Raw genomic sequence first — 12,922 nt, 5'->3', positions numbered from 1 at the left:
GTCAGGCCAACACCGCTCGGGAGACCTCCTGCGGGTACGGGGAATGCGCGAGCGCGTCGCTGTGGGTGATTTCGCCTGCCGCTATCGCGTTCTTGAGGCCGATGAGCCGGACGAGGCCGTCGCGGTGCTTCGTGACGAACGCGACGTCGACCGGCTCGCCGTGCCCCGGCACGACGACGCGGGGTGCGAGCGCCAGGATCGCGTCGAGTGCGCCGGGCCAGCGTGTGATGTGCGTGTCGGAGCTGAAGGACTCGGCTGTCCAACCGTGGGGTCCGTGCTCGACGGTGTCGCCGGCGAAGACGACGCCGACGTCGGGCACGTGCACCACCACGTCGTGGTCGGTGTGGGCGAGCCCGGGGTGGACCAGCCGCACACTCCGGCCGCCGAGGTCCAGTTCGGCGTCGGCGCGCAGCACCCGGTTCGGCGGGGTGATCACCGTGTCCTCCAACGCGGCGGCGATGCCGGGCTTGCCCTCGGCGCGGTACTTGGCGATCCGTTTTTGCCGCGCGGATTCGCCGGACCGGGCGAGTTCGGCGGCGCAGCCTTCGTGCGCCCAGACGTCACAGGGCAGGAACGGGGTCGTCCCGAAGCAGTGGTCGAAGTGCGCGTGGGTGTACACGACCGTCCATGGCAGCGCGGTGATCTCCCGCACCGCAGCGGCGAGTTCCGCCCCCTGCACGACGTCACCGCGGGTGTCGATCACGAGGCAGCGTCGGTCGCCGACGACGAGACCGACGGTGAGGTCGAGTTCGCCGTAGCGGCGGGCGTGGACGCGGTCGGCGACGGTGGTCCAGCGTCCGTCGGTCATCGGGACGATCCGGGGGTCGGGCGCGCCAAGGCGCTGAGCGTCTGTCGATCCACAACTGCCTGCTTAACACCTCCCGACCTGCTGTGCGCGCGTTTCATGGCGAATGATCATGCGCATGGGCCGTGAGCACCTGACCGAACCCGGCGTGCCGTTGTCGATCAGCCCTCCGCACCGCGGACCGGTCACCGCGCTGACCGTCGTCCCCCATGTGGACGGGCGCACGCTCCTCGTCAGCGGATCGAGTGACGGCGGTGTCCGCCGGTGGGACGCGGTCACCGGAGAGGCGTTGGATGAACCACTCGGCGGCCGTGGGTGGGTCTGGTCGTTGGCCGCCGCGACCGCCGATGACGAACGCGCGGTGGTTGTCACCGGTTTCCAGGACGGCCGGCTGGTGCGGTGGGACGCGGCGACTGGGCGGCGGTCGGCGGAAACGCCCCGGACCGGGTGGGTGCGGTCGGTGGTGACGGCTCGGCTGAACGGCCGCACGGTGGTGTTCAGCGGTTCCGACGACGGTGACGTGCGGCGGTGGGACGCGGTGACGGGCCTGCCCGTGGGGGATCCGCTCACCCACCACACCGGGCCGGTGCGGGCATTGGCGGTCGTCGGGTCGGTGCTGTTCAGCGCGTCGGACGACGGCGACGTGCGCCGCTGGGACCCGGAGACCGGGCACTTGGGCGACCCGCTCACCGGCCACGCCGCGGCCGTGCTGTCGCTGGTCCCGGTTGTCTTGCCTGACGGCCGCGCGCTGCTCGTGGGCGGCTGTCGTGACGGTGGGGTGGTGCGGTGGGACGCCGAGACCGGTTTGCCGGTCGGCCTCCCGCTCGTCGGCCACCGGGGTCCGGTGCGGTCGGTCGCTGCGACTGGTCTGGACGGCCGGGCGCTGCTGGGAGGTCCGGTGCGGTTGGTTGCTGCGACCGGTCCGGGTGACGGCCGCGTGCTGGTGTTCAGCGGTTCCGATGACGGCGATGTGCGCCGTTGGGACGCGGCCACCGGAGAGGCTGTCGGCGACCCGTTGACCGGACACACCAGGCGGGTGGCGTCGCTGGCCATCACCGAGTCGGCCGGCCGCCCACTGCTCGTGAGCGCGGGCGACACCACGGTGCGCCGCTGGGACATGGACACCGGTCGGCAAGTGGGCGAACCGCTCGTCGGTCACACCGACGAAGTGTGCGCGGTCGCAGCCTTCGGGCCACTGGACGGGCGCACGCTGCTCATCAGCGGAGGCAAGGACCACTCGGTGCGCCGCTGGGACGCCGACACCGGCAAGCAGGTGGGCGAAGCCCTCCTCGGCCACACCGAGACCGTGACGTGCGTGTCGGCGTTCCACCTGGCCGACGGTCGCGCCGTGATCGCCGCCGGCTCCCAGGACCACACAATCCGACTTTGGGACGCAGTGACGGGACAGTCCGTCGGCCACCCGCTGACGGGACACACCAACTACGTGCGGTCGCTGGCCGCCGTGCGACTCCGAGATCGCCGCACGCTGCTGGCGAGCGTCGCCTACGACAACAAAGTGCTGCGGTGGGACGTGGAGACGGGAGCGCCCGTGGGGGAGCCGATCACCGGGGTCCGGGGGCCGATGGCCGCCGTCACGTTGGACGACGGACGCGCGCTGCTCGCTTGTCTGGAGAAGAAGAGCGTGCTGCGGCGGTGGGACGCGGACACCGGGCAGCGCGTTGGCGGACCCATGGAGGGCCATTCCGCGTCGTGCCGGGTGACGGCGTTGGGCGCCGCACGGGTGAACGGACGCGCGGTGTTCGTCAGCGTGGGGAGGGACGGCACTGTGTTGCGGTGGGACGCGGAGACCGGGAGACGCGTGGGGGAGCCGATTCGCTGTGACGGCGAAGTGGCGACGATGGCCGTGTGCGGTGGGGCCGACGGCCCACTCGTGATCGCCACCGGAGCGAACCCCGAAGTCGGCATCACGGTGCGGAGGGTGACCCGGTGAACGTGGACGTGGAACGGCTGCTGTGGCGCCTGGTCGACAAGTACGCGCCCGCTCTGCCGGCGCACTCCGGCACGGTCAGACCCCAGTGGTTCGACCGCGCGGGCGACCTCGTGGTGGGGGACGGGCGGGTCAGCTGGGAGACGCCGTGGTGCACCGAGGGCGGGTTCACCCACGGGCTGCCCGCGGGCTCCCACCCGGTGTACGTGGGCACCTACGCCTACACCCCGGACGACTGGAACCCCGACGCGTTCCGGTACGCCACCAGCATGATCGTGATCCCGCCGGCCGAGCCCGCGCGGATCGAGGCGGCGAAGTGGGACGGCGACGGATACGGCGACGTTCACCTGATCGAGGACTACGCCGTGCTGTGGGGCGAAGAGGCCATGCGGGCGACGCTCCCGTTCGGCGACGACCTGGTGCCCCACTTCGTCCACGGTGCGCGGGACGACATCGTGGCCAAGGGGCCGCACCACCGGCGGGCCAACTGGGTCGAGGCGGTGCTGGATCGGGAGACCGGTGCGAACGCCTTCGTCTTCCCCGTGGGAGCCGAGAACGTCACCGGCTACGAGATCGTGGACGGCGACGAGAACCTGCTCTGCCTGGTGCTGGTGACGTACGACTGACGAGCGGGGACGACGACCTGCCGTCCCCGCTCGTAGCGACTACCCGCAGACCGCGCCGTTGGACGCGGAGCCGACCAGCTTGGCGTACTTCGCCAGCACACCGCGCTGGTAACGGGCGGGCAGCGGCTCCCAGCCCACCCGGCGGGCGGCCAGCTCGGCGGCGTCCACACCGATGTCCAGCGTGCCGTCGGCGACGTTCAGCGTGATCGGGTCGCCGTCGCGGACGAACGCGATCGGACCGGCGTCCACCGCCTCCGGCGCGACGTGGCCGACGCAGAGGCCGGTCGTGCCGCCGGAGAACCGGCCGTCCGTCAGCAGCAGCACGTCCTTGCCCAGGCCGGCGCCCTTGATCGCGGCGGTGATGGCCAGCATCTCCCGCATCCCCGGCCCGCCCTTGGGACCCTCGTAGCGGACGACGACCACGTCACCCGCCTTGATGGTTCCGTTCTCCAGCGCGTCCATCGCGGCACGCTCGCGGTCGAACACCCTGGCCGTGCCGGTGAACACGTCCGAGTCGAACCCCGCCGACTTCACCACCGCGCCGTCCGGCGCCAGCGAGCCGCGCAGGATGGTGATCCCGCCGGTCCGGTGGATCGGCTCGTTCATCGCCCGCAGCACCGTGCCGTCCGGGTCCGGCGGCGCGATGTCGGCCAGGTTCTCGGCGACCGTGCGGCCGGTGACGGTCAGGCAGTCGCCGTGCAGCAGACCCGCGTCCAACAGGGCCTTCATCACCACCGGCACACCGCCGATGCGGTCCACGTCCGTCATGACGTGCCGGCCGAACGGCTTCACGTCCGCCAGGTGCGGCACCTTCGCGCCGATCCGGGTGAAGTCGTCCAGGCTCAACTCCACCTCCGCCTCGTGCGCGATGGCCAGCAGGTGCAGCACGGCGTTGGTGGAGCCGCCGAACGCCATCACCACGGCGATCGCGTTCTCGAACGCCTCCCGCGTCATGATCTGCCGGGCGGTGGTGCCCTTGCGCAGCATCTCCACCACCGCCTGACCGGACCGCCGGGCGTAACCGTCCCGACGCCGGTCCGTCGCGGGCGGGGCCGCGCTGCCCGGCAGCGACATGCCCAACGCCTCGGCCGCGCTCGCCATCGTGTTCGCCGTGTACATGCCGCCGCACGCGCCCTCACCAGGGCAGATGGCGCGTTCGATCAGGTCGACGTCGGCCCGGCTCATCAGGCCGCGGGAGCACGCGCCGACCGCCTCGAACGCGTCGATGATCGTCACCTCGCGCTCGCTGCCGTCCGACAGCGTGACCCGGCCGGGCAGGATCGAACCCGCGTAGAGGAACACGCTGGCGAGGTCGAGCCGGGCCGCCGCCATCAGCATTCCGGGCAGCGACTTGTCACAGCCGGCGAGCAGGACCGACCCGTCCAGCCGCTCGGCCTGCATGACCGTCTCCACGCTGTCCGCGATCACCTCGCGCGACACGAGCGAGAAGTGCATGCCCTCGTGGCCCATCGAGATGCCGTCGGACACGGAGATGGTGCCGAACTCCAGCGGATACCCGCCGGCCGCGTGCACACCGTCCTTGCTCGCCTTCGCCAGCCGGTCCAGCGAGAGGTTGCACGGCGTGATCTCGTTCCAGGACGACGCGACTCCGATCTGCGGCTTGACCCAGTCGTCGTCCCCCATCCCCACCGCCCGCAGCATCCCGCGCGCGGCGGTCCGCTCCAGGCCGTCGGTGACGTCGCGGCTGCGTGGTTTGATGTCGGGCGTTTCGTTCATGCGCCGAACCTAACGGTTCCCGGGGTGTTGTTCACGCCGTGTCGCGGGCGGCAGGTACTACGGTGGTGACGTGGCCGGACGCGGGAGGCAACGACGGTGACCACCTGGACCGATGTGATCAACTACGTCCGCACGCGATACGAGGTGCTGGAGGAGACGGACAGCTGGCTGCGGTTCCGGCTGGACACGGAGAACAGCCGCACCCAGCAGGTCGCGGTGCACCACGTGCCGGACGAGGACGGCGGGGGCTGGCTGGAGATCTCTTCGGCGGTCGGCCACGCCGACAAGGTCGACCCGGGCCGGCTGCTCGAACTGGCCGGCACGTGCCTGGTCGGCGGCGCGGCGGTGGTGGACGGCGTCGCCCTGCTCAAGCACACCGTGCCGCTGGAGGACCTGAGCGTCCTGGAGGAGTTCGAACGACCGTTGACGATGCTCGTCGCCAGCGCCGACGCGTTCGAGCACGAGCTGACAGAGAAGGACCACTTCTGACACCACGCGCGGCGGGCGGCTCGGGCGCGGCTAGCCGATCAGGATCTCCAGGTCGGCGCACACCTCGACCAGGTCGCCCGCGCACAGGTCGGCGGGCTTGATGGCGTTCTCCGCGACGACCACCTGGCGGACGTTCTCGGCGGTGATCAGGTCCGCGCCCAGCAGCACGGACTTCACGTCCCGCCCCGACACCAGGTCGCGGGTGTTGCCGGTGGCCAGGTCGTCGGCGCCGCTGAGGTCACCCTTGGCGACGGCCGCCGCCAGGCGTGCGGCGGCCTCGGCCTCGTCCCGGATCGGCTTGTAGACCGTCATGCACTGGTCGCCGCGCAGGATGGCGCGCAGGCCGTCGAGGGTGGCGTCCTGACCGGTCACCGGCACCCGGCCGGCGGCGAGCCCTCGCTCCTTGAGCACCTCGATCGCCGCGCCCGCCAAGCCGTCGTTGGCGGCGACCACGCCGTCCACCCGGCCGTCGTTCGCGTCGAGCATCCGGGTGAACGCGACCTTGGCCTCGGCCACGTCCCACTTGTCGACGGCGTGGCTCTGCGCCAGTTTCAACGTCCCGTTGTCGTACAGGGGGCGTAGTTTGCGGTGCTGGCCGTCCGCGAACAGGGTGGCGTTGTTGTCGTTGGGTGCGCCCTGTAGTTCGATGATGTGCGCGCCCGGCTTGTCGCCCAGGCACTTGAGCAGGCCCTCGGCCTGGAGTTCGCCGACGTTGATGTTGTCGAACGACACGTAGTAGTCGGCGTGGCCGCCCATGCTGATCCGGTCGTAGTTGATGACCGGGATGCCGGCCGCCTTCGCCTTGGCCTCGACGTCCGCGCCGCCTTCCGGGCTCAGCGGCGTGGTCACCAGTACGTCGACGCGCTGTCGGATCATGTCGTCGGCGATGCTCGCGAACCTGCCCTCGTCGTTGTCGGCGTCCTCGATCAACGGCTCCACACCGGCGAATCTGAGTGCCTGGGCGAGCTTCGGCCTGTCCTGCTCCACCCACCGCGAGGACGTCTCGTCGTCGGGCAGGATCACGCCGACGACCGGCTTGTCGGCGTTCGCGCCATCAGCCTCGGACCGGTTCCGGCCGTCATCACCGCACGCCGTGGCGATCAACGCGACAAGGGCGACGGAGAGCGTTCTCCGACGGTGCATGGCCGACTCCCGGACCTCGGGTGAAATGGGAAGAACGGGATTCCAGCCTGTTTGTCGGGGTCACGTCAAGTTTTTCCGTGATTTGTATTCACGCGGTGACCGAGTGGTGGAAACTCAGTGCGGAAAGAACCGTGACCGGTGGAATTCTGTGGTAATACCGGTAATACCGGGAATTCCGGCCGCGACCGGCCCGGCAGTCGGCGGCGCGACCGGCGCGTGACCGGACCCTGCGGCGGCCCTCACCCGAACGCCTTGAAGCCACGGTGGGTCGTAACGCGGTCACCGTTGGTGCCGACAGATGGGCGAGGGGGCGCGGCCGGTCGGCGAGCCCGGGAGGTCGACGTGGCGAACGTGTTCATCAGCCACGCGGGTGAGGACTCGCGGCCGGCGGCCGAGTTGCGGGAGTGGCTGGTCGCCGACGGCCACGACGTCTTCCTGGACCGCGACCTGCGCGACGGCATCGCGGTGGGCGACGAGTGGGAGGACCTGCTGCACGAACGGCTGCGGTGGGCCGACGCCACGGTCTGCCTGGTCACCACGGCGTACGTGAACTCCGCCTGGTGCATGGCGGAGGTCGCCATCGGGCGGTCGCGGGGCAGCAAGCTCCTCCCCGTGCTAGCCGAGGCCGGCCTGGAGCACCCGCTGATGGGGACGTTGCAGTACACGGACATGACCCGGGATCCGGCCCACGCGAGGGACGCGCTGGCGGCGGCGTTGCGGCGGATCGACCGGACCGGAGGGCTCGGCTGGCCCGACGACCGGTCGCCGTTCCCCGGCCTGCGACCGTTCGACGCCGATCTGCACCAGGCGTTCTTCGGCCGCAAGGAGGACGTCGAAGCACTCGCCGAACTGCTCCGGTCACCGGCCGAACGCGCCGACAACGCGATCCTGCTCGTCGTCGGGCCGTCCGGCTGCGGCAAGTCGTCACTCGTCCGGGCCGGGCTGCTGCCCCGGATGGCCGACGAGCCCGACTGGTGGACGCTGCCCGCGTTCACGCCGGGGGTGGACCCTGAGGCGGCGCTGGCCCGTGAACTCGCCGCCCTGGCCCGGGAAACCGAAGGCGGTCGGCAACTCGGCGACATCAAACGCGAACTGGCCGCCGGGCGCGTTGTCGACGTCGTGGACGAACTGCTGCTCGAAACGCCCGGCCGACGCCGGAAGCGGCTCCTCGTGGTCATCGACCAGTTGGAGGAGCTGCTCATCCAGACACCGGCCGACAAGCGCGCGGCCTTCGCGGCACTGCTGCGCGCCGCGCTGGGCGGGCCGGTGGACGTGGTGGCCACCCTGCGGCCCGAGTTCCTGGACCAACTGCTCGTGGACCCGGACCTGGCGACACTGCCGATGCACCCGCGCATGGTCCGTCCGCTGCGTCGGGAGACGTTGCGGACGGTCGTGGAAGGTCCCACCCGGCTGGCCGGTCTCCGGGTGTCCGACGAACTGGTCGCCAAGCTCGTGGACGACACAGACAGCGGCGAAGCGCTGCCACTGCTGGCGTTCACGCTGGCGCAGCTCGCCGACGGCGTCCTTCGCGGCGGTGAGCTGTCCATGCGGCGCTACGACGAGCTCGGCGGCGTGCAGGGCGCCTTGATCCGGCAGGCGAACCTCGCCCTCGCGGACGCCGTGGCGGCGACCGGTCGCGGGCGGGACGACGTGATCGCCGGACTGCTGCGCGTGGTGACGGTGGACGAGCACAACCGCCCCACGCGGTGGCACGTCAGGCGGGACGACCTGCCCGCGCCGGTGTCCGCGGAGCTGGACGCCTTCGTCGCGCGCCGGCTGCTGACGATCGACACCGTCAACGGCGAAGCCATGGTCAGCGCGTCCCACGAGAAGTTCTTCACCACCTGGCCGCCGCTGGACGAAGCGATCAAGGCCGCCGCGTCCGCGCTCCGCGCCCGCCGGTCGATCGAGGAGTCCGCCGCGGAGTGGGACGTCGCCGGACGGCCGTCGGAAGCCTTGTGGGAGCGCGGACGGCTGTCCGCCGCGATCACCGCGACCGGCGTCCGGGTGCGGGCCCGCAAGGTGACCGCCGAGCGGGTGGACATCAGCCCGGTCGGCCGCGACTTCGTGCACGCCGGCGTCCGGCGCAACCGCTCCCGCCGTCGCAACGTGGTCGGCGCCGCGTCCGCCCTGCTCGTCATGGCCCTGGTGGCCGGGGTGATCGCGTTCGTCCAGCAGCGGACCGCGGCCGATCGGCAACGCCAAGCCGACGAACAGGCGCTGCTCGCCACCGCCCGACAGCTCGTCTCCAAAGCCGAGGCGGCACTGCACTCCAATCCCCGGACCGCGCTGATGCTCAACGTCGCCGCCCACCGGATCCACCCGGACGCCGAGACGTACGCGTCGTTGCAGACCGCGCTCACCACCACGCCGTACGCGGGTCAGCTGACGGGTGTCAAGAGCACGGTCGACTCGGTCGCCTACTCGCCCGGCGGTCGGTACCTGGCCGCTGGTTTCCAGACGGGCGCCGTGATGTTGTGGGACCTGCAAGACCCGCTGCGCCCGCGACAGGTCGGCGAGCCCTTCCGGTTCCAGGACTTCCACGGCGGTGTCGTGGTGGGGTTCGCGGGGGACAACAGGCTGGTAGCCGCGGGCACGTCCGGCTCCGTCACGATCTTCGACCTGACCGAGCCGGAACGTCCGCGCCCGCTCGGCACTCCGGTCGTGGGGAAGTCGGGCCGAGAGGGTGGCGCGTGGCTGTCACCGGACGGCACCGTCCTCGCCACCTCGAACAAGGAGGATCCCCGGCTCCAGTTGTGGGATCTCACCGACCCCGCGCACCCGCGTCCGCTGGGGCCTCCGCTGGCGCTTTACCCCAAGGAGGTCCGAGCCGTCGCGTTCTCCGCGGACAGCACGATGATCGCCACGTCCGGGCCGGCGGACACGGACATGGTGCAGCTGTTCGACTTCCGGCAGCGGGAAGCGCCCCGGCTGGTCGGCCGCATCGCACCCGCCCCGGCCGATATCGTGGACTCGCTCTCGTTCTCCGCCGACGGCAGGATGTTGGCCGTCGGGGGGTTCTTCCGCGGCACCGGCTTGTGGGACGTGAGCGACGCGGCCAGTCCACGTCCCGCCCGTGACCTCCTCCGCGTCGGGATGGGCTCGAAGGTGTGGTTCTCGCCCCAAGGCGCCACGCTGGCCACGACCGCTGGTCGGGACACCGGGCTGCTGCTGTGGAACACCTCCGATCGGGATTTCCCACGCCGGACCGAAACGCTGATCGCGGGTGAGGACGACCGCAGCCTGGCGTTCTCACCGGACGGCCGGGTGGTCGCGAGCGGGAGCGGGGACGGCCGGGTCACCCTCTGGAACCTCCGGCGTGCCGGCGGGCCGCGCGCCTACGGGCCGCCATTCGTCGGGCACAAGGGCGAGCCATATCAGGAGGTCTACGCCCTGGCCATGTCCGATGACGGCACGATGGTCGCCACCGGAGGCCGGGACACGACCGTCGTGCTGTGGGACGTGACCGATCCCGCGCGACCGCGTCAGGTCGACGCCCTCACCGGGCACACCGGCACTGGCGTCGAGGGGGTCGGCTTCTCACCCGACGGCAAGCTCCTGGCCTCCGGTGACAGCGAGGAGAACGTCATCCTCTGGGACCTGACCGACCGCGACCACCCGCGTCCGTGGGCCGCGCCCCTCAAGACATCGACGGGCATCACACGGTCGATCATGTTCTCCGCCGACGGCAAGACTCTCGTCGTGGGCGGTGACAGCGGCGCGGTCTTCTGGGACGTGCGGGAACCCGCCCGGCCTGTCCGCCTCGCGCAGGTGCTCGAAGAGGACGGTGTGCTGATGGTCTCGCGGACGGCCGACGGTCGGATGCTGGCCGTGGTGCGGGGGACCGGGTCGCACGAGCCCGACAGCACGAGCCGACCGGTCGTCCCCACCACGACGGGTGGCGGGCAGGATCGGAACAGCAGCGGGGAAGAGCGCAGTGGCGGCGAAGGCCGTGCCGGACCGGTGGAAAGCGGTCCGGGAGACCCGAACGGCGCCCGGCTGTGGGACATCACGGACCCGCGCGACGCGCGCCAAGTGGGATCGGCCCTCGTCGGCCATGAAGCGGCGGTCGCCACCGCGGCGATATCCCCGGAGGGGAACCTCCTGGTCACGGGCGACGGCAATGGGGCCGTCATCCTGTGGGACCTGAAGGACCCGGCCAAGGCTCACCGCCTCGGTGACCCCCTTGCCCCGCACGGCACCCTCAGCCAGGTCGCCGTGAGGTTCGCCCCGACGGCGGACATCCTGGTGACCGCGGGAATCGAAGGAAACGCGTACCTCTGGGACCTGGGCAACCGCATCCTGCCCCGGCAACTCGGTCCGGCGCTGGCCGACAACCCGGACGCCATAACGCACGTCAGGTTCTCGTCGGACGGCAACACGCTGGCCACCTCGGGCTCCGACGGTGACGTCGTCCTCTGGGACATGCGGCCGACGTACGACGTGCGCGCCCGGCTGGACGAGACGGCCTGCCGGGTGACCGCCGGTGGTCTGAACCGGGATCAATGGGCGCGCTACCTGCCCGATCTGGAGTACCGGGACACGTGCGGAAGATGACCGTTTCCTGCGCTGCGATACCCGCCGCCGGTCCGCGCGGCGGGGACGGTCCGCGCGGTGGCCGGCATGATGCGTGCGGTGAGCCTCGAAGCGGTGCGGCACGCGGACACCGGTCGGCCCTTACGGCCGTTCGCAGCACGTCAGGTCGCGGTGGTCGGCGCGGCGTTGGCGGCCCTGTTGACCGCGTTGTCCGGTCGCTACGGCTACCACCGGGACGAGCTGTACTTCCGGGTCGCGGGCGACCACCTCGCCGCCGGGTACGTCGACCAGCCGCCGTTGACGCCGCTGCTGGCCAGGCTCAGCACCACGTTGTTCGGCGACACCGTCATGGGCCTGCGGGTGGTGTCCACGTTGACGTGCGTGGCGGGCGTCGTGGTGGTCGCGTTGATCGCGCGCGAGCTGGGCGGCGGACGGCGGGCGCAGGTGTTCGCGGCGGCGTGCGCGGCGTCGTCCTCGGTGATCCTGGTGAACGGCCACATGGTCTCGACCGCGTCGTTCGACATCTTCCTGTGGCTGCTGATCAGCCTCTTCACGCTCCGGCTGCTGCGCACCGGCGACGGCCGCTGGTACCTGGCCGTCGGCGCGGCGGCCGGGATCGGGGTGCTGAACAAGTACCTGGTCGCGCTGCTGCTGTTCGGCGTGCTGGCGTCGGTGCTGGTGGTGGGGCCTCGGCGGGTGCTCCGGTCCTGGTGGGCGGTGGCGGGCGTGCTGGTGGCGTTGGCGTTGGCCGCGCCGAACCTGTGGTGGCAGGCGGCGCACGGCTGGCCGCAGCTCACCATCGCGGTCGGGATCAGCGCGGAGGACGGCGCGGAGAACCGGGCGCTGTTCGTGCCGCTGCAATTCGTGTACCTGTCGCCGGTGTTCGTGCCGGTCCTGGTCGCGGGGATGCGGCGGCTGTGGCGTGACCCGGACATCCGGTGGGCGCGCCCGTTCGGACTGGCCTACCCGCTGCTCGCGGTCCTCATGCTGGCGATCGGCGGCAAGGCGTACTACGTGATCCCGCTGCTGGTCGTGGTGCTGGCGGCGGGCGCCGCACCGGCCGTGCGCTGGGCCGCCGCACGGAGTCGGGCCGGTTCACGACGGTGGGCGTTGCCCGCGCTCGTGCTGGTCGCGGCGGCGGTGAACGTCGTGGTGTCGCTGCCGGTGCTGCCGCCGACGTCGCTGAACCCGATCAACGGCATGAACAAGGAGCAGGGCGAGCAGGTCGGGTGGCCGGAGCTGACCGCGACCGTGGCGACCGCGTGGCGCGAGATCCCGGCCGACCGGCGCGACCGGGCGGTGATCGTCACCCAGAACTACGGTGAGGCGGGGGCGATCGCCCGCTACGGCCCGGAGCACGGCCTGCCCGGCCCGTACTCCGGCCACATGAGCTTCGCCGACTGGGGCGCGCCGCCGGATTCCGCCAACGGACCGGTGGTGCTGGTGCACTACCCGTCCAACCGGACGATCGGCAGGCACTTCACCGACTGCCGGCCGGTGGCGACCGTCGACAACGGCCACGGGCTGGAGAACGACGAGCAGGGCGCGGTGGTCCGGCTGTGCGCGGGCACCGACGCGCCGTGGTCCACGATCTGGCCCGACCTGCGCCGCTACTACTGAACCCGGCGACCGTCCAGC

Annotated in this window: 8 protein-coding genes; 5 read left to right on the top strand and 3 right to left on the bottom strand. The window is 71.5% G+C overall.

Features of this window, described 5'->3' with window-relative positions; translation table 11 throughout:
* Window position 1 precedes the first annotated feature (1 nt).
* Window positions 2–808, bottom strand: coding sequence for an MBL fold metallo-hydrolase (locus F4560_RS13025; protein WP_184919864.1), 807 nt, complete (start codon window positions 806–808; stop codon window positions 2–4).
* 115 nt (window positions 809–923) lie between these two features.
* On the opposite strand from F4560_RS13025, the gene F4560_RS13020 reads away from it, so the two are divergent.
* Complete coding sequence (locus F4560_RS13020; protein WP_184919855.1) at window positions 924–2,756, top strand: WD40 repeat domain-containing protein; 1,833 nt, start codon at window positions 924–926, stop codon at window positions 2,754–2,756.
* On the top strand, window positions 2,753–3,379 hold the full coding sequence (locus F4560_RS13015; protein WP_184919854.1) for a hypothetical protein: 627 nt from the start codon (window positions 2,753–2,755) through the stop codon (window positions 3,377–3,379). Before F4560_RS13020 ends, F4560_RS13015 begins: the two co-directional genes overlap by 4 nt.
* Before the next feature lie 39 nt (window positions 3,380–3,418).
* On the opposite strand, the gene ilvD is transcribed toward F4560_RS13015, so the two are convergent.
* Window positions 3,419–5,116: a dihydroxy-acid dehydratase gene (ilvD, locus tag F4560_RS13010; protein WP_184919852.1), complete on the bottom strand. Its 1,698-nt coding sequence runs from the start codon at window positions 5,114–5,116 to the stop codon at window positions 3,419–3,421.
* A gap of 96 nt (window positions 5,117–5,212) precedes the next feature.
* On the opposite strand from ilvD, the gene F4560_RS13005 reads away from it, so the two are divergent.
* Entirely contained in the window at window positions 5,213–5,605 is a 393-nt protein-coding gene (locus tag F4560_RS13005) for a hypothetical protein (protein WP_184919850.1), read from the top strand.
* A gap of 30 nt (window positions 5,606–5,635) precedes the next feature.
* On the opposite strand, the gene F4560_RS13000 is transcribed toward F4560_RS13005, so the two are convergent.
* Window positions 5,636–6,748 (bottom strand): sugar ABC transporter substrate-binding protein, encoded by a 1,113-nt coding sequence (locus tag F4560_RS13000; RefSeq protein ID WP_184919848.1) that lies wholly within the window; start codon window positions 6,746–6,748, stop codon window positions 5,636–5,638.
* Between the two features lie 342 nt (window positions 6,749–7,090).
* Between F4560_RS13000 and F4560_RS12995 the strand changes: the two genes are divergently transcribed.
* Complete coding sequence (locus tag F4560_RS12995) at window positions 7,091–11,305, top strand: nSTAND1 domain-containing NTPase (RefSeq protein ID WP_184919846.1); 4,215 nt, start codon at window positions 7,091–7,093, stop codon at window positions 11,303–11,305.
* Between the two features lie 66 nt (window positions 11,306–11,371).
* Window positions 11,372–12,904 (top strand): ArnT family glycosyltransferase, encoded by a 1,533-nt coding sequence (locus F4560_RS12990; RefSeq protein ID WP_246478373.1) that lies wholly within the window; start codon window positions 11,372–11,374, stop codon window positions 12,902–12,904.
* Window positions 12,905–12,922 lie beyond the last annotated feature (18 nt).

The sequence above is a fragment of the Saccharothrix ecbatanensis genome, from assembly GCF_014205015.1.
GTDB lineage: Bacteria > Actinomycetota > Actinomycetes > Mycobacteriales > Pseudonocardiaceae > Actinosynnema > Actinosynnema ecbatanense.
Note: the sequence above shows the minus strand (reverse complement) of the source record. Positions and strands in the feature narration are given on the sequence as shown.